General features: G+C 59.6%; 17 protein-coding genes. 12 read left to right on the top strand and 5 right to left on the bottom strand.

The genetic code is table 11. The features are described 5' to 3' along the window. Window positions 1–18 precede the first annotated feature (18 nt). The 6 genes from hisS (at window position 19) to NWP14_RS14985 (ending at window position 6,230) form a co-directional block, all read left to right on the top strand. Complete coding sequence (hisS, locus tag NWP14_RS15010; protein ID WP_095100312.1) at window positions 19–1,293, top strand: histidine--tRNA ligase; 1,275 nt, start codon at window positions 19–21, stop codon at window positions 1,291–1,293. A gap of 34 nt (window positions 1,294–1,327) precedes the next feature. After that, the gene (locus NWP14_RS15005) at window positions 1,328–1,948 is read left to right on the top strand and encodes a YfgM family protein (RefSeq protein WP_095100315.1); all 621 of its coding nucleotides are present in this window, start codon (window positions 1,328–1,330) and stop codon (window positions 1,946–1,948) included. 10 nt (window positions 1,949–1,958) lie between these two features. Continuing rightward, entirely contained in the window at window positions 1,959–3,137 is a 1,179-nt protein-coding gene (bamB, locus tag NWP14_RS15000) for an outer membrane protein assembly factor BamB (protein ID WP_041146707.1), read from the top strand. A 114-nt stretch (window positions 3,138–3,251) separates the two neighbouring features. After that, window positions 3,252–4,730: a ribosome biogenesis GTPase Der gene (der, locus tag NWP14_RS14995; RefSeq protein ID WP_346430904.1), complete on the top strand. Its 1,479-nt coding sequence runs from the start codon at window positions 3,252–3,254 to the stop codon at window positions 4,728–4,730. Between the two features lie 134 nt (window positions 4,731–4,864). Next, complete coding sequence (locus NWP14_RS14990) at window positions 4,865–5,956, top strand: Gfo/Idh/MocA family oxidoreductase (RefSeq protein ID WP_375215586.1); 1,092 nt, start codon at window positions 4,865–4,867, stop codon at window positions 5,954–5,956. A 49-nt stretch (window positions 5,957–6,005) separates the two neighbouring features. Next, the gene (locus NWP14_RS14985; RefSeq protein ID WP_375215585.1) at window positions 6,006–6,230 is read left to right on the top strand and encodes a zinc ribbon domain-containing protein; all 225 of its coding nucleotides are present in this window, start codon (window positions 6,006–6,008) and stop codon (window positions 6,228–6,230) included. On the opposite strand, the gene xseA is transcribed toward NWP14_RS14985, so the two are convergent. Beyond that, the gene (xseA, locus tag NWP14_RS14980) at window positions 6,231–7,601 is read right to left on the bottom strand and encodes an exodeoxyribonuclease VII large subunit (protein WP_375215584.1); all 1,371 of its coding nucleotides are present in this window, start codon (window positions 7,599–7,601) and stop codon (window positions 6,231–6,233) included. A 158-nt stretch (window positions 7,602–7,759) separates the two neighbouring features. Here xseA and guaB point away from each other — a divergent pair, with 158 nt between their 5' ends. Further along, a complete protein-coding gene (guaB, locus tag NWP14_RS14975) occupies window positions 7,760–9,226 on the top strand; it encodes an IMP dehydrogenase (RefSeq protein WP_095100328.1) in 1,467 nt (488 codons plus the stop codon). A 65-nt stretch (window positions 9,227–9,291) separates the two neighbouring features. Then, window positions 9,292–10,869 (top strand): glutamine-hydrolyzing GMP synthase, encoded by a 1,578-nt coding sequence (guaA, locus tag NWP14_RS14970; RefSeq protein ID WP_095100330.1) that lies wholly within the window; start codon window positions 9,292–9,294, stop codon window positions 10,867–10,869. Window positions 10,870–10,950: 81 nt separating this feature from the next. Here guaA and NWP14_RS14965 read toward each other — a convergent pair whose 3' ends face one another. Next, a complete protein-coding gene (locus NWP14_RS14965) occupies window positions 10,951–11,856 on the bottom strand; it encodes an AraC family transcriptional regulator (protein WP_095100332.1) in 906 nt (301 codons plus the stop codon). A gap of 97 nt (window positions 11,857–11,953) precedes the next feature. Here NWP14_RS14965 and NWP14_RS14960 point away from each other — a divergent pair, with 97 nt between their 5' ends. Then, the gene (locus NWP14_RS14960) at window positions 11,954–12,733 is read left to right on the top strand and encodes an SDR family oxidoreductase (protein ID WP_375215583.1); all 780 of its coding nucleotides are present in this window, start codon (window positions 11,954–11,956) and stop codon (window positions 12,731–12,733) included. A 122-nt stretch (window positions 12,734–12,855) separates the two neighbouring features. Here the strand turns inward: NWP14_RS14960 and NWP14_RS14955 are convergent, their stop codons facing one another. Beyond that, window positions 12,856–13,446, bottom strand: coding sequence for a TetR/AcrR family transcriptional regulator (locus NWP14_RS14955; RefSeq protein WP_375215582.1), 591 nt, complete (start codon window positions 13,444–13,446; stop codon window positions 12,856–12,858). A gap of 112 nt (window positions 13,447–13,558) precedes the next feature. On the opposite strand from NWP14_RS14955, the gene NWP14_RS14950 reads away from it, so the two are divergent. Together NWP14_RS14950 and NWP14_RS14945 are read left to right on the top strand one after the other, a co-directional pair. Beyond that, window positions 13,559–14,326 carry an SDR family oxidoreductase gene (locus tag NWP14_RS14950; RefSeq protein ID WP_375215581.1) on the top strand — a complete coding sequence of 256 codons (768 nt, stop codon included), beginning with the start codon at window positions 13,559–13,561 and terminating at the stop codon, window positions 14,324–14,326. 42 nt (window positions 14,327–14,368) lie between these two features. After that, window positions 14,369–15,124: an SDR family oxidoreductase gene (locus NWP14_RS14945; RefSeq protein WP_346430924.1), complete on the top strand. Its 756-nt coding sequence runs from the start codon at window positions 14,369–14,371 to the stop codon at window positions 15,122–15,124. A gap of 1 nt (window position 15,125) precedes the next feature. Here NWP14_RS14945 and NWP14_RS14940 read toward each other — a convergent pair whose 3' ends face one another. Beyond that, the gene (locus NWP14_RS14940) at window positions 15,126–16,322 is read right to left on the bottom strand and encodes an MFS transporter (RefSeq protein WP_375215580.1); all 1,197 of its coding nucleotides are present in this window, start codon (window positions 16,320–16,322) and stop codon (window positions 15,126–15,128) included. Between the two features lie 98 nt (window positions 16,323–16,420). On the opposite strand from NWP14_RS14940, the gene NWP14_RS14935 reads away from it, so the two are divergent. Continuing rightward, complete coding sequence (locus tag NWP14_RS14935) at window positions 16,421–17,308, top strand: LysR family transcriptional regulator (RefSeq protein ID WP_375215579.1); 888 nt, start codon at window positions 16,421–16,423, stop codon at window positions 17,306–17,308. Between the two features lie 45 nt (window positions 17,309–17,353). Here the strand turns inward: NWP14_RS14935 and NWP14_RS14930 are convergent, their stop codons facing one another. Then, window positions 17,354–17,545, bottom strand: a complete 192-nt coding sequence (locus NWP14_RS14930) for a YfgG family protein (RefSeq protein WP_071844960.1) — start codon at window positions 17,543–17,545, stop codon at window positions 17,354–17,356. Window positions 17,546–17,624: the final 79 nt, after the last annotated feature.

Genomic DNA, 17,624 nt, shown 5'->3' with positions numbered 1-17,624 from the left:
TATATAAAGAGAATAAACGTGGCAAAGAACATTCAAGCCATCCGTGGCATGAACGATTATCTGCCGGGCGAGACCGCTCTCTGGCAGCGCATTGAAGGCTCACTGAAACAGGTGCTCGGTAGCTACGGTTACAGCGAAATTCGGTTGCCGATTGTAGAGCAGACCCCGTTATTCAAACGCGCGATCGGCGAAGTGACCGACGTGGTTGAAAAAGAGATGTATACCTTTGAGGACCGCAATGGCGATAGCCTGACGCTGCGTCCGGAAGGGACTGCGGGCTGCGTACGTGCCGGCATCGAGCATGGTCTTCTGTACAATCAAGAACAGCGTCTGTGGTACGTCGGGCCGATGTTCCGTCATGAGCGTCCGCAAAAAGGCCGCTATCGCCAGTTCCATCAGATGGGGGTTGAGGTCTTTGGTCTGCAGGGGCCGGATATCGACGCCGAGCTGATTATGCTGACCGCCCGCTGGTGGCGCGAGCTGGGGATCTCTGAGCACGTTGCGCTGGAGCTGAACTCCATCGGTTCGCTGGAAGCGCGCGCCAGCTATCGCGATGCGCTGGTCGCCTATCTTGAGCAGTTTAAAGATAAGCTCGACGAAGACTGCAAACGCCGCATGTACACTAACCCGCTGCGCGTTCTGGACTCTAAGAACCCGGAAGTGCAGGCGTTGCTGAACGATGCGCCGGCGCTGGGCGACTACCTGGATGAAGAGTCCAAACAGCACTTTGCCGGGCTGTGCGCGCTGTTAGACGCCGCGGGCATCGCCTATACCGTTAACCAGCGTCTGGTGCGCGGGCTTGATTACTATAACCGCACCGTGTTTGAGTGGGTAACCACCAGCCTCGGCTCGCAGGGTACCGTCTGTGCCGGCGGCCGCTATGACGGTCTGGTCGAACAGCTGGGCGGGCGCGCAACGCCGGGAGTCGGCTTTGCGATGGGGCTGGAACGTCTTGTTTTACTGGTCCAGGCCGTTAATCCGGAATTTAAAGCCGATCCTGTTGTCGATATATACCTGGTAGCCTCCGGAACCGATACCCAGTCCGCAGCAATGCGTCTGGCTGAGCGGGTTCGCGATGAGCTGCCCGGCGTTAAGCTGATGACCAACCACGGCGGCGGCAACTTTAAGAAACAGTTTGGCCGTGCTGATAAATGGGGCGCTCGCATAGCTCTTGTGGTCGGTGAATCAGAAATTGCTGACGGAAACGTGGTAGTGAAGGATTTACGCTCAGGTGAGCAAACTACCGTAACGCAGGATAGCGTTGCCGCGCATTTGCGCACACTTCTGGGTTAATCTCCCGGGAATCATTAGTCAGGAGAAGGACTGCGTGGAAACGTATAACAACGAAAACGATCAGGTCGATGCGCTGAAGCGCTTCTTTGCCGAAAATGGCAAAGCGCTGGCCGTTGGGGTGATTTTAGGGATTGGGGCGCTGGTTGGCTGGCGCTACTGGAATTCTCATCAGCAGGATACGGCCAGAGACTCCTCTTTAGCCTATGAGAATGCTATTTCCGCGCTTAAATCGGATAAGCCCGAAGCGCTGACTTCGGCGCAAAAGTTCGCCGCTGATAGCAAAAATGCCTACGGTGCGTTTGCCTCCCTGGAGCTGGCGCAGCGCTTTGTTGATAAAAACGATCTGCAGAACGCTGAAAAGCAGCTCCAGCAGGGATTAGCCGCCGCGCCGGATGATAATCTGAAGTCGGTTATCAATATGCGTCTTGCTCGCGTGCAGCTGCAGCTGAAAAATCCTGATGCGGCGCTGAAAACCCTTGAGGGGATTAAAGGCGAAGGCTGGACCGCGATTGTTGCCGATCTCCGCGGTGAGATTCTGCTGGATAAAGGCGACAAGCAGGGCGCTCGCGCGGCGTGGGAAGCGGGCGTGAAAAGCGATGCTTCACCGGCGCTCAGCGAAATGATGCGTATGAAAATAAATAATTTGTCCATCTGAGAGGGACTCGATGCAATTGCGTAAATTACTTTTGCCAGGGCTGCTTTCCGTTACCTTATTAAGCGGTTGTTCGTTGTTTAACAGCGAAGAAGATGTGGTGAAAATGTCGCCACTGCCGACGGTGGAAAATCAGTTTACGCCGTCCACGTCCTGGAGCACCTCTGTTGGCGATGGTATCGGCGAATTTTACTCTAACCTCCATCCTGCCTTTGCCGATGGCGTCGTGTACGCGGCCGACCGTAAAGGCACCGTTAAAGCGCTGGGCGCTGACGACGGGAAAGAGGTTTGGTCGGTGAACCTGGCCGAGAAAGACGGCTGGTTCTCCCGTACGCCTGCGCTGCTCTCCGGCGGCGTCACCGTCTCCGGCGGTCACGTCTATATCGGCAGTGAAAAAGCGCAGCTGTTTGCCCTGAATACCAGCGACGGTACCGTGGCATGGCAGACCCGCGTGGCGGGTGAAGCGATTTCTCGTCCGGTCGTCAGCGACGGCATGGTGCTGGTTCACACCAGCAATGGCCAGCTGCAGGCGCTGAACGAAGCCGATGGCGCGGTGAAGTGGACCGTCAACCTGGATATGCCGGCGCTTTCTCTGCGCGGTGAATCCGCCCCGGCGACCGCTTACGGCGCAGCCATCGTTGGCGGCGATAACGGTCGCGTTAGCGCGGTACTGATGCAGCAGGGCCAGATCATCTGGCAGCAGCGCATCTCTCAGGCCACTGGCCCGACTGAAATCGACCGCCTGAACGACGTTGATACCACTCCGGTTATCGTCAACGGCGTGGTGTATACGCTGGCTTACAACGGCAACCTTACCGCGCTGGATCTGCGCAGCGGCCAGATCATGTGGAAACGCGAGCTTGGTTCGGTGAACGACTTTATCGTTGACGGCAATCGTATTTACCTGGTCGATCAGAACGATCGCCTGCTGGCGCTGACCACCGAAGGTGGCGTAACGCTGTGGACGCAAAGCGATTTACTGCATCGTCTGCTGACCGCTCCGGTGTTGTATAATGGTAATCTGGTCGTCGGCGATAGCGAAGGCTATATGCACTGGGTGAACCCGGAAGATGGGCACTTTGTCGCCCAGCAGAAGGTCGACAGCTCCGGCTTCCGTACTGACCCGATCGTGGCTGACGGTCGCCTGCTTATCCAGGCAACGGACGGTACGCTGTACTCGATTACGCGTTAAGTTGCGCAGTAGTCAGGATTGAGAAACGGCCCCTGGTATACAGGGGCCGTTTTCCTGTTTTTAAAAGCGTCTTGAAAAACGACGCTGCATAGTGATTTGTATGAGGCATTTAACATGATACCTGTGGTCGCGCTTGTCGGGCGCCCTAACGTTGGAAAATCCACGCTCTTCAACCGCTTGACCCGCACTCGTGATGCGCTGGTCGCGGATTTTCCGGGGCTGACTCGTGACCGTAAGTACGGTCGTGCTGAAGTAGAAGGACGTGAATTTATCTGTATCGATACCGGCGGTATCGATGGCACGGAAGACGGCGTTGAAACACGCATGGCTGAACAATCGCTGCTGGCGATTGAAGAAGCGGACGTGGTGCTGTTTATGGTCGACGCGCGCGCGGGCCTGATGCCTGCGGATACCGCAATCGCCAAACACCTCCGTTCTCGTGAGAAGCCGACTTTCCTGGTGGCGAACAAAACCGACGGCATCGATGCCGATCAGGCCATTGCCGACTTCTGGACGCTTGGCCTCGGTGATATTCACCCGATCGCCGCTTCGCACGGCCGCGGCGTGACCAGCCTGCTGGAGCACGTGCTGTTGCCGTGGGCGGAAGAGATCGATCCGTCGGAAGAAGTCGATGAAGACGCGGCATACTGGGCGCAGTTTGAAGCTGAGCAGAACGGCGAAGCGCCGGAAGAGCCGGAGGATGACTTTAATCCGCAGGATCTGCCGATTAAGCTGGCCATCGTTGGTCGTCCGAACGTCGGTAAGTCAACGCTGACTAACCGTATTCTCGGCGAAGATCGCGTCGTGGTTTACGACATGCCGGGCACCACCCGTGACAGCATCTACATTCCGATGCAGCGCGATGAGCGCGAATACGTGCTGATTGATACCGCGGGCGTACGTAAGCGCGGTAAAATTACCGATGTGGTGGAAAAGTTCTCGGTTATCAAAACCCTGCAGGCGATCGAAGACGCCAACGTGGTGCTGCTGGTTATCGATGCGCGGGAAGGTATTTCCGATCAGGATCTCTCCCTGCTGGGCTTTATTCTCAACAGCGGCCGCTCGCTGGTGATTGTCGTCAACAAGTGGGACGGCCTGAGCCAGGAAGTCAGAGAGCAGGTGAAAGAGACCCTGGACTTCCGTCTGGGCTTTATCGATTTCGCCCGCGTGCACTTTATCTCTGCGCTGCACGGTAGCGGCGTCGGCAACCTGTTTGAGTCGGTACGCGAAGCGTATGACAGCGCGACCCGTCGCGTGAGCACGGCGATGCTGACCCGCATTATGACCATGGCGGCGGAAGACCATCAGCCGCCGCTGGTACGCGGCCGTCGCGTGAAGCTGAAATATGCCCACGCCGGTGGTTATAACCCGCCGATCGTGGTGATCCACGGCAACCAGGTCAAAGACCTGCCGGATTCCTACAAACGCTATCTGATGAACTACTTCCGCAAATCGCTGGAAGTCATGGGGACGCCGATCCGTATCCAGTTCAAAGAGGGTGAGAACCCGTTTGCCAACAAACGCAATACCCTGACGCCGAACCAGATGCGTAAGCGTAAGCGCTTGATCAAGCACATCAAGAAAAGCAAATAAGACATAAACCCGCCGCTGGCGGGTTTTTTTATTCCCGCTGAGCGCAACATCCGTCGCGCAATCTACAAAGCGTTCCCCCATAATACTCTTATCATTTCAGCTGATTATTGTGTGCTAACGGCGGCGGGGTAACGATGCAGGCAGGGTTTATCGGACTGGGCTCGGTAGTGGAGACGGCCTGGCTGCCGACGTTGAAAAATCTGGCGATACCGCTAGCGGCGTGCTGGGGTTTTGATAGCAATCCTCAACGGATGCCTGAGGGCGTCAGCCGCTGCGACTCGCTGGCCGCGCTGCTGGCAAAGCCGCTGGACATCCTGTTTATTACCACCGCCTCATTGCAGCATCTTCCGGTTCTGGAAGCTGCGCTCGCCTCATCCTGCCCGCGAATTGTGGTGGAAAAACCGATCGTCGCCACTCTGCAACAGATTACGCGCCTGCGCTCGCTGCTGCGTGCGCCAGAAAACGCCCGTCGGGTGCTGGCGCTGGACCACTGGATGGCGCGTGACGGAGCGCTGAAGCTGGCGCTGGGCCAGCTGGATGCCCGCTGGCAGTCGGAGAGTGGGGCGCAGGGCGACCGTCCGCTGCTCTTCGCGCCGCAGGATATTGCGCGTATTGACGGTTTTCTCCAGGAGCCCAGCGGGTTTGACGAACGGGGCGACCCGGTGGCGCTGAATTTTGCGACCGGCAGGCCGGATACGCGCCAGCTGCGCCATCCCGACGGCGTGATCCTTGATATTGGAACCCATGTGCTGGCGATGCTGCGGGAAACGATCCGCTACTGCGGCGGCGACGACCGAATTCACCTTGCGGTACGGCAGGTGAAAGATCGCCTGGGCCAGGCGATTGCGCCCGGCGATACGCAAACCGCGGAAGGGGAGGCGCATCTGCAGGGGGAGCTGAGCGGAGTCCCGCTCAATATCTGGCTCAATAAGTATGCCGGCCCGGCGGGAGGGCAGAAGGGCATGCGGATAGCGCTGCGCGACGGACGGATTATCAACCTCGATCGCCGCGAGAATAGCGAAGTGGTTGAGCTCGTTGCCGGCGAGCAGGTGCTGCGCTGGCGACGGGGCGGCGCGATCTACGAGCACTGCCTGGGGGAACACATTCTCGGGGAGGGCAGCCTGTTCGCGCGCGCCCCCGATGAAGTCGCCAGACTGACCCGGCGGCGCATCGACGAAGTGGCTCTGCTGCTGCAGCTTCAACAGCAGATACGCGGGCCGCACTGAAAGAGTATCGTGGTAAGCTGAGCTGACCCAAATATCGTAAGGAATGACTATGCAACCTGATTGCCCTCTCTGCCACGCACCGCTGGAGGTGCAGGCCGGCAGCGCGCGCTGCGCGCACTGCGAAAAAGAGTTTACTCTGCAGGCCCGCTGCCCGGATTGCCACCGGCTGCTGGAGGTATTAAAAGCCTGCGGGGCGATCGACTATTTTTGCCAGCACGGGCACGGGTTGATTTCGAAGAAGCGCGTTGAGTTCGCGCTGCCTGACCAGGCGTAGCTATTTTTTCTTCGCGCGCGCTTTTTTGACGGGAGTGATAGTTTTCACTTCGCTTTCGACCCAGCCGTCATTTAAGCGGGTAGTCAGCAGATCGCCCGCCTTCACCTGTTTTGTTTGCTTCAGGACGCTTCCGTCGCTGGCGGAGGTGACGCTATAGCCGCGGGCGAGGGTCGCCAGCGGGCTGACGGCTTCCAGATGGGTCACCGTATTGCCGAAACGCTCGCGCTGTTCGCTTAAGCGCGCGCGGATGCTCTCGGCGAGACGATACTCCAGCTGCTGGATATGCGACTGGCTGCGATGAATACGCGGCTGCGGATTGTGCGCGTTCAGGCGCTGTAGGGCGCGCTGCTGGCGCTGATCGGCGCGCTTCATTTGCGTATCAAGGGCCAGACGCATCCGCTGGCGCAGCCGCTCAAGCGCCGTCTGCTGACGCACTAAGCGCAGCTGCGGATGCTGCTGCTGCAGGCGGTGGAAAAGCTGGGTAAACCGGCGATGGCGGTTAGCGAGGAAATAGTCCATCGCCATTTCCAGACGCTGCTGCCCGGACTGCAGCTGGCGCAGCAGCTCCTGCTGGTTGCGGCTGACGATCTCGGCCGCCGCAGAGGGCGTAGGTGCCCGCAGGTCGGCGACAAAATCGGCAATCGTCACGTCGGTTTCATGGCCGACGGCGCTAACGACCGGAATGCGGCTGGCAAAAATCGCCCGCACCACCCGCTCATCGTTAAAGCTCCACAGATCTTCCAGCGAACCGCCGCCGCGGCCGACGATCAGCACGTCGCACTCCTGGCGCTGGTTGGCTAACGCTATGGCGCGTACGATTTGCCCCGGCGCGTCGTCACCCTGAACCGCCGTCGGATAAATGATCACCGGCAGAGAGGGATCGCGGCGTTTGAGGACCTGCAAAATATCGTGCAGCGCGGCGCCGGTTTTAGAGGTAATCACCCCCACGCAGTGGGCCGGGGAGGGGAGCGCCTGCTTGTGCTGCTGGTCGAACAGACCTTCTGCCGCAAGCTGCGCTTTCAGCTGTTCGTACTTCTGCTGCAGCAGCCCTTCACCGGCGGGCTGCATGCTTTCGACGATGATCTGATAGTCGCCGCGCGGCTCATACAGCGTGATATTGGCGCGCACAAGCACCTGCTGCCCGTGCTGCGGGCGGAAGGTAACGCGGCGGTTGCTGTTGCGGAACATCGCACAGCGCACCTGGGCGTTATCGTCTTTTAAGGTGAAGTACCAGTGGCCGGAAGAGGGCTGGCTGAAATTAGAGATCTCGCCGCTGATCCAGACCTGGCCCATTTCCTGTTCCAGCAGCAGGCGAACCGTCTGGTTTAGGCGGCTGACCGTAAAAATTGCGGGGGATTGAGATGGCAACATGTGAGCAAGATCAAACTTTAAATCAGCAGGTTAATCAGTCGATAGTAACCTGCTGGGAGGCGATCGCAAGTATTATTTGCAAAAAAGGGTAGATGCAATCGGTTACGCTCTGTATAATGCCACGGCAATATTTATCCACCCTGGTCGAGATATTGCCCATGCTACGTATCGCTAAAGAAGCTCTGACGTTTGACGACGTTCTCCTCGTTCCCGCTCATTCTACCGTTCTGCCGAATACCGCCGATCTCAGCACTCAGCTGACGAAAACAATTCGTCTGAATATTCCAATGCTCTCTGCGGCCATGGATACCGTGACGGAAGCGCGTCTGGCAATTGCCCTCGCACAGGAAGGCGGCATCGGCTTTATTCATAAAAACATGTCCATTGAGCGCCAGGCGGAAGAAGTTCGCCGCGTGAAGAAGCATGAATCCGGCGTGGTTTCTGACCCGCAGACCGTACTGCCAACCACCACTCTTCGCGAAGTGAAAGAGCTGACCGCGCGCAACGGTTTTGCCGGTTATCCGGTTGTCACCGAAGATAACGAACTGGTCGGGATTATCACCGGTCGTGACGTGCGTTTCGTCACCGACATGAACCAGGCCGTTAGCGTTTATATGACGCCGAAAGAGCGCCTGGTTACCGTGCGTGAAGGCGAAAGCCGCGAAGTCGTGTTTGCTAAAATGCACGAGAAGCGCGTTGAGAAAGCGCTGGTTGTGGATGAGAGCTTCCACCTGATCGGTATGATTACCGTTAAAGATTTCCAGAAAGCGGAACGTAAACCGAACGCCTGTAAAGATGAGCACGGTCGTCTGCGCGTAGGCGCGGCGGTTGGCGCCGGTGCCGGTAACGAAGAGCGCGTTGATGCGCTGGTTGCCGCAGGCGTTGATGTTCTGTTGATCGACTCCTCCCACGGCCATTCTGAAGGCGTTCTGCAGCGTATTCGCGAAACGCGGGCAAAATATCCGAACCTGCAAATCATCGGCGGCAACGTGGCGACCGGCGCCGGCGCGCGTGCGCTGGCTGAAGCTGGCGTGAGCGCGGTGAAGGTCGGGATCGGTCCTGGCTCTATCTGTACCACGCGTATCGTCACCGGCGTAGGTGTTCCGCAGATTACCGCCGTTTCCGACGCGGTCGAAGCGCTGGAAGGCACCGGTATCCCGGTTATCGCCGATGGTGGCATCCGCTTCTCCGGCGATATCGCGAAGGCGATTGCCGCGGGCGCTGCTGCGGTAATGGTGGGCTCGATGCTGGCGGGTACCGAAGAGTCCCCGGGCGAGATTGAGCTTTACCAGGGCCGTTCATACAAATCCTATCGCGGTATGGGCTCCCTGGGCGCGATGTCCAAAGGTTCCTCCGACCGCTACTTCCAGAGCGATAACGCGGCTGACAAACTGGTACCGGAAGGTATCGAAGGCCGCGTAGCCTATAAAGGCCGCCTGAAAGAGATCATTCACCAGCAGATGGGCGGCCTGCGTTCCTGTATGGGTCTGACCGGCTGTGGTACCATCGATACCCTGCGTACCAAAGCGGAATTCGTGCGTATCAGCGGTGCAGGCATCCAGGAAAGCCACGTTCACGACGTGACGATCACCAAGGAATCCCCGAACTACCGCATGGGCTCCTGATTTTCATCGCCCGGCCATGCGCCGGGCGATTTTATTTAATTGCTACTGCTCTGGAATAAACGTCAATGACGGACAACATTCATAAACATCGCATTCTTATCCTCGACTTCGGTTCTCAGTACACTCAGCTGGTTGCGCGTCGCGTACGTGAATTAGGCGTTTACTGCGAACTGTGGGCCTGGGACGTGACTGAAGCTCAGATCCGTGAATTCAACCCAAGCGGCATCATTCTCTCCGGCGGCCCGGAAAGCACCACTGAAAATAACAGCCCGCGCGCGCCGGAATACGTTTTCGAAGCCGGCGTGCCGGTCTTTGGCGTGTGCTACGGCATGCAGACCATGGCAATGCAGCTCGGTGGCCACGTTGAGGCTTCCAGCGAGCGTGAGTTCGGCTACGCGCAGGTTGAAGTACAAACCGACAGCGCGCTGATCCGCGGCATTGAAGATTCCCTGAGCGCCGACGGCAAAGCGCTGCTCGACGTCTGGATGAGCCACGGCGATAAAGTTACCGCCATCCCGTCTGACTTCGTGACCGTTGCCAGCACCGAGACCTGCCCGTTCGCCATTATGGCTAACGAAGAAAAACGCTTCTACGGCGTGCAGTTCCACCCGGAAGTGACCCACACCCGCCAGGGCCTGCGTATGCTGGAGCGCTTCGTGCGCGATATCTGCCAGTGTGAAGCGCTGTGGACGCCGGCTAAGATTATTGATGATGCCATTGAGCGTATTCGTCAGCAGGTTGGCGACGACAAAGTGATCCTCGGCCTGTCCGGTGGCGTCGACTCTTCCGTTACCGCCATGCTGCTGCATCGGGCGATCGGCAAAAACCTGACCTGCGTGTTCGTTGATAACGGCCTGCTGCGCCTGAACGAAGCCGAGCAGGTGATGGATATGTTTGGCGACCGCTTTGGCCTGAACATTGTTCACGTTGCCGCGGAAGATCGTTTCCTCGGCGCGCTGGCCGGTGAGAACGACCCGGAAGCGAAACGTAAAATTATCGGCCGCGTATTCGTTGAGTTATTCGATGAAGAAGCGCTGAAGCTGGAAGACGTTAAGTGGCTGGCGCAGGGGACTATCTACCCTGATGTGATCGAATCGGCGGCTTCTGCTACCGGTAAAGCGCACGTTATCAAATCTCACCACAACGTCGGCGGCCTGCCGAAAGAGATGAAGATGGGCCTCGTTGAACCGCTGAAAGAGCTGTTCAAAGACGAAGTGCGTAAAATCGGCCTCGAGCTGGGCCTGCCGTACGACATGCTGTACCGTCACCCCTTCCCGGGTCCGGGCCTCGGCGTACGCGTGCTGGGCGAAGTGAAGAAAGAGTACTGCGACCTGCTGCGTCGCGCGGACGCAATCTTCATCGAAGAGCTGCATAAAGCCGACCTGTATAACAAGGTCAGCCAGGCGTTTACCGTGTTCCTGCCGGTTCGTTCCGTCGGCGTGATGGGCGATGGCCGCAAATACGACTGGGTTGTTTCCCTGCGTGCGGTAGAAACCATCGACTTTATGACCGCTCACTGGGCGCACCTGCCGTACGACTTCCTCGGCCGCGTGTCCAACCGCATCATCAACGAAGTGAACGGTATCTCCCGCGTGGTGTATGACATCAGCGGTAAGCCGCCGGCAACGATCGAGTGGGAATGATTTAGCCTCCGGCGCACCGGCGCCGAAGCCTATGCCATCCCTTTTAAGCCCGCGTAACTGCGGGCTTTTTTCATTTTTGGCTTAGCCCGCGGTTTGCGCGCGCGCGTAGCGGGCCGGGGGGATGCCGACATATCTGGCAAAGGCCACGCTGAAGCTGCTTGCCGACCCGTAACCTACTCGCACCGCTACCTGCTCGATTCCGGTCTCCCGATCCCGCAGGAGCTGCTTTGCCAGCGCCATGCGCCATGCCAGCAGATATTCCATCGGCGGCAGGCCGACGATGCGGCTGAATCTGGCAAAGAAGGCCGAGCGGGACAGGGCGGCTTTGGTGGCCAGTTCAGCAACTGTCCAGGGGTGATCGGGTTGGGTATGCATACAACGAAGCGCGGCCGCGAGACGCTCGTCGCCCAGGCCGCGTCCCAGACCGGGGGCGGACGTGGTCTCCGTCCCGGATCGCAATACCTCGATCAACAGTACCTCGAGAAGCCGCTCCAGCACGAGCTCTTTTGCCGCCCGCCGTTCACGGGTTTCCTCATCGATCAGCTGTATCAGCGTGGTGAGTCGGGGGCGATCGCGTACCACAACCACTTCCGGTAGCAGCGAGACCAGCAGCGCTGCATCCGACGCGGCGAAGCTGCAATGGCCGATGAGCATGCGCAGATCGGCAGGCCCCTCCTGGCGTCCAACGCGAAAATGCCCCTCGTTGATCCGTACGGGCAAGGTGAAGGGCATATCGTCCGGCGCATTGAGGCTGTCGTTGACCAGATCCTGCATGGCCGGGGCGAGGATAAAGTCGCCCGTATGGAGGACGAATCGTTGATGCCCGTCGAAGGTTACGCGGCAGCTGCCCTCAAGGATCACGCAATATAAGGGCTCGCCTGTCGCCTCACGATGAATTCGCCACGAGCCGGCACACTCCACCAGTTTGGAAAAACGGGCGGCAGGCTGTAGCAGCGTAACGATCTGGGCAAGAGGATCTGGAGTCATGATCGAGACTATCTCTAAAGTAATGGCGACTGTAAGCTATATTACGTCCAACTTTTGGCCACTACTATAAGAGCGTTAACCTTTAGTGGAGATGCTTATGCCTACGATATTGATTACCGGTTGTTCATCCGGCTTCGGTCTGGAAACCGCGAAGCTGTTTGTTGAAAAAGGTTGGGATGTGATTGCCACAATGAGGACGCCTCGCGAGGGGGTGTTGCCGGTTTCCGATCGGCTGCGCCTGCTTGCGCTCGATGTTACCGATCCGACAAGTATCGCGCAGGCGCTGGCAGCTGCGGGCCCAATCGACGTTCTGGTTAACAACGCCGGTTTCGGGGCGCCAGCGCCGGTTGAGCTTACGGCGCCGGAAACCGTCCACGCCCTGTTTCAGACCAATACGCTCGGAACCCTGGCGATGGTGCAGGCGGTCGTGCCGCAAATGCGCCAGCGCCGGGCCGGCGTGGTCATCAATGTCACCTCTACGGTCACGCTCAAACCATTGCCGATCGTCGGGATTTATCGGGCAAGCAAGGCGGCCGTAAACGCCTTCACCGAATCGCTGGCGGTGGAAATGGCGCCCTTCGGCGTCCGCGTGCATATCGTTTTGCCCGGCCGTTCGCCGGAAACCCGCTTCGGTGATAACGCCCGCCCGCACGTGCGCGGCATGGAGGAGCCGGACTATGCCCCGATGCTGCAGCAATTTATAAAAAGCGTACAGGAAGACCCGGGACCGGTGACCCATCCCTCCGATGTGGCAGAAGCGGTCTGGCGGGCGGCGACCGACCCCTCTGCGCCGTTACGTATTCCCGCAGGCGCCGATGCCGAGCTGTGGATGGCCGAGGCCGGCCGCCAGGCGGAATCGCGCGCTTTTCAACCATGAGGGCGGTGCCGCTTTCCTGCCGCGCTGACCCTCAGGCGAAAAGCATTCCGCTCCGGCTACGACGGATAATTTCGGCGAAATATCGATAAGCCCGCATGCTGACTATTCCGGCGGCGAGGAGGTTACCGGGATGCGGAGGGCCACGTCGCCAGCGCGTGCTCGACCAGGGCGTCAAGCATCTGCCTGCTGGCCCCGGCTTTGGCCTGCACGGCCATCCCTTGAGATAGCGTCATGACGAAGGAAGCCAGGGTGGCGCAGTCCGCCGATGGCGGTAAATCGCCTTCCCGGCGCGCCCGCTCCAGGCGTTCGTTCAGCGCCTGCTGGGTTGCGCTGCGGCGGCGAATGAGCTCGCGGCGAATGGGCTCCGCTTCATCGGAGCAGGCCAGCGCGCCGTTGATGCCCAGGCAGCCCGGATGGGCGGCGCTTGCCGTCTGGACGCTGGCAGACTCTTGCAGGATCCGCGCAACGACCTCGCGGGACGTCGGTTCGTTTAGCGCCTCGCGCATAAAGCCCATGTACGTGGCGTCGTAAAGATCGAGAGCTCTGAGGAAGATTTTTTCCTTGTTGCCGAATGCCGAATAGAGGCCGGGGCGGGCTACGCCGGTGGCTTGCGTGAGATCTTCAAGGGAGGCCCCTTCGTATCCTTTCTGCCAGAAAACAGAGAGCGCCGCCTCCAGCGCCTCATTTTCGTTGAACTGTCTGTGACGTCCCATTTTCATTCCCCCAATTTCAATACCGGTCAGTATAAATCTCTTGACACCTCATCGGCAAATACAATACCGTTCGATATCATATCGATCAGTATTGTATTTGAGGAGTGCCATTATGATGAATTCCAATGCTCCGCTCCACGATAAGGTCGCGCTGGTGAACGGCGGGGCGCGCGGACTCGGCCTGGAGATCTCCCGGCAGCTTGCTGCGCTCGGCGCCCACGTTATTATTGGCGCCCGCGATGAGCGCAAAGCCCGACAGGTGGTGAACGAGCTGCGTGGCCAGGGCGGCAAAGTATCGGCGCTCAGGCTCGACGTTACCCGCGAAGCGGATCGACAGGCGGCCTGCGCGGAGATCGACAGGGCTTATGGCAGGCTCGATATTCTGATTAACAACGCCGGTATTCTGCTGGACAGTCCCGACGGCGGCACGCCGGCGACCCGCCCGCCGAGCGAGGCGCCAGCGGACGCGGTGCGTGACACATTTGAGGCGAACTTCTTCGCTCCCGTTTTCCTGACGCAGGCTCTGCTGCCGCTGCTGAGACGCTCGACGGCGGGACGCGTCGTCAACGTATCGAGCATCCGTGGGTCGCTTGCCCATTTATCCGATCCGCATTCGCCGGTCTATCCGATTCGCGCGCTGGGGTACGACACGTCCAAAGCCGCGCTCAACGCCTTCACCATCCTGATTGCGGAAGAGCTGCGCGGGACACCAATCAAAATTAACGCCGTTCATCCCGGCTGGCTGCAAACCAGCATGGGCGGCGAACGCGCGGACATGAGCGTCGCAAGCGGCGCTCGTACCGTCATCCGCTATGCCTGCATCGGGGAAGAGGGGCCAACGGGCGGCTTTTTCTTCCAGGACCAGCGGCTGCCGTGGTGAGGCGGAATTTCCCTTTCAACCCAACCTACTGAGGAATTTGCAATGAATAAAAAACTCGCAGGAAAAGTCGCGCTCATCACCGGCGGTTCGCGCGGTCTCGGCGCGGCGATCGCTGACGTTCTGGCCGATCAGGGGGCGGATATCGCCATCACCTACGTTGCTTCCGCCGACAAGGCGCATGCCGTCGTGGAAAAACTCATCGCGAAAGGCGTACGCGCCGTTGCTATCAGGGCCGATCAGGGGGAGCCGTCCGCCGCGGAACCGTTGGTGCGCGAAGTCGTGGAGAAGCTTGGTCAACTCGATATTCTCGTCAATAACGCGGCCGTCGCGTGGCAGGGGAAAACGATCGATGCCCCCGATATTGACAACGCGGCGATGGATCGACAGTGGGTTATTAATACGATGGGCGTCATCGCGAACATCCGTGCGGCGGTGCGGGTTCTGCCGGACGGCGGGCGGATTATTTCGGTCGGCTCCGGCCTTGGCACGCGCATAGGTTTCCCCGGCACCACCGATTATGCCGCCAGTAAAGCGGCGATCGTGGGCTACAGCAAGGGCGCGGCGCGCGATCTGGGGGCGCGTAATATCACCGTCAACGTGGTGCAGGCGGGCATCATGGACACCGACATGGCGGCCGGCGCGCGGGATAACCTGCCGCCGGTGGTGATGGCATCTCACGCTATTCAGCGCTACGCGACCGTTGAGGAGGTCGCCGCGACGATTGCTTTCCTGGCCGGGCCGGATGCCGGTTTCATCACCGGCTCGGTGATTGACGTCAACGGTGGCTTCACGGCCTGATTCAGACGCGCTCGCTAACCGTCTCCGGCGGGAACTGACGCTGGTGCAGCGCAATCGCCAGCGCCAGCGCGGCCACGACCAGCGCGAGCAGCGCAGAAACCGCTAAGCTCCCCTCAATGCCCAGCCGATGGTTAAGCCAGGCGTAGGCAAACGGCGATGCGGCCGCCAGCAGCTGGGCGGGGATCAGCAAAATCCCGGTGCGCCGGGCGTAATCCTGCGCGGCAAACAGCTGCAGCGGCAGCGTGGCTTTGAATACCGTGGTTAAGCCATTAATGGCGCCATATCCCAGCACAAACCCGGCGGCGGCCCACGCTAAACAGGGGCCGCTCAGGCCGAGCGCAAAGCACAGCGGCATCAGAAATGTCGTGAGCAGCGTCAGCCTGAGCGGCGTTAATGCGGAACCGGAAGCCACCTCCAGAAAACGAGCGCCGGTTTGCCCGATTCCCCACAGCATCCCTGTCGCCACGGGCAGGCCGTAGCTGGCGATAAATTCCGGCAGGTGAGTTGAGGTTCCGTTAGAGACAAAGGTCACCAGCGCGATCAGCGCCGCATACAGCAGGCCAGCGCGTCGATCGTGACCTGATGTCGGTCGGCGCGCTTTACGCTGTGGCGTCAGCGGGAGCCGGGTATTCGGCATTGTCCACAGCAGCAGCGCGCTGAGCACGCCGAACAGCGCGTAGACCTGCAGCGCGTGTCGCCAGCCGATCGTCGTCAGCAGGGAGGCGCCAAGCGGCCAGAAAACGGCGGAGGCTAACCCGCCCGCCAGCGTCACCCGCGAGAGAGTCACTCTTGAGCGCTGTCCGTAAAGGTTGACCAGCGCGGCGAACAGCGCGTCATACAGCGCCAGGCGCATACCGACGCCGGTCAGCAGCCAGGCGCTAAACCAGACTGGCAGAGTATGCGCATTCGCCATAGTTAAACATCCGCCGGCGATTATCAGCGTGCCGGAGACCACCACGCGCTGGCCGCCGATGCGGGTCAGCAGGCGGGCAACAAAGGGCGAGACCATCGCCATCATCAGCATCGCAAGGGTCAGGCCGAGATAGATTTGCGCCGCAGACCAGCCGGTATCCTGCGCGATGGCCCGGGCAAAGGTGCCGGGCATATAAAATGAAATGCCCCAGTTGATAAGTTGGTTGCATCCGGCAGCAAAGGTGAGCAGGGCGGGAGCGGAGTGCGATTTTTCGGTAACTTTCATGGTCTTCTGTTCAGTTATAAGGTTGTCGGCAGCATAACCCGCAGGCTATTGTGCAGGCAGACCCGTCCGTTTATGGCCCTTATAAGAGAAACTTTGCGATGATGACGCTGAATTTGGGAAACCTGGCGACCTTCCGGCTGGTGGTGCAGAGAGGGAGCTTTTCCGCCGCCGCCGACGTGCTGGGGCTGTCGCAACCCGCCGTCAGTCTGCAGGTGCGCCAGCTGGAGCAGTTCCTCCAGACCCGGCTGCTTGAGCGTACCGGGCGAGGCGTGAAGGCGACGGCGGCCGGCCTGACGCTGCTGGCCCACGGCGAGCATATCGAGCAGGCGGTCAGCGCGGCGCTGCAGTCCGTCGGCGAGTTTAGTCATGAGATCAGCGGCGCGATTGCTCTCGGCACCGGGGCGACGGCCTGTATTCATCTTTTACCGCCGATACTGCAGCAGCTGCGCGAAAGCCACCCGCTGTTGACGGTGGGCGTGACCACCGGAAATACGCTCGATATCGTGCGGGCGGTGGAAGAAAACCGGCTCGACCTTGGGCTGGTGACGCTGCCGGCAAACGGGCGTTGCCTGGCGGTGACCCCGGTTCTCGATGAGGAGTTTGTGTTTATTTTTGCCAGCGAGGGCCAGGCGCTGCCGCCGCGGCTGACGCCTGACGTTCTGCAAGCCCTGCCGCTGATAGCCTTTGAGGCGGGAAGCGGTACCCGGGCGCTGATTGACGGCTGGTTTGATGCCGCAGGCCTGGCGATTGCGCCGGTGATGCAGCTCGGGAGCATCGAGGCGATCAAGCGCATGGTACGCGCGGGGCTGGGCTACAGCATTGTGCCGCGAATGGCGGTGGAGCACACGGAGGATCGTCGCGGGCTAAGCGTTCACTCGCTGACGCCGTACCTGCAGCGCCGGCTGGGCGTGGTGATGCGTCAGGATAAAATCCTTAGTAAAGGGATCGCCGAAATGCTGCGCCTGCTGCGGCACCCTGGAGACTGATCGGGCATCGGATACGGATACGGCGAGCGCCTTGTTACAGCCAGGCTATTCTCGGGTCGGCGTGACAACCGGGGCGGTGGATTGCTGCGACTCTTTTTTGTCCTGATGATGGTACCAGGCGCCGATAGAGGAGTAGACGAAACGTCCAAAGAAAAAGATAAAGCTGATAAGCAGTACGATACGGGTCATGCGACGGTTAAATCGATGTCGTTTACGCATACTGGGTGCCTGACTCACAAAAGGTTCCTTGAAGTATACCCATAACATGGGCGATAGGCGTATTAAGGCACAGGAAAGGTGCGGGGTCAATTGAAGA

Origin of the sequence: Klebsiella sp. C349492 (assembly GCF_042055345.1) — a bacterium.
GTDB classification, from domain to species: domain Bacteria; phylum Pseudomonadota; class Gammaproteobacteria; order Enterobacterales; family Enterobacteriaceae; genus Klebsiella; species Klebsiella scottii.
Note: the sequence above shows the minus strand (reverse complement) of the source record. Positions and strands in the feature narration are given on the sequence as shown.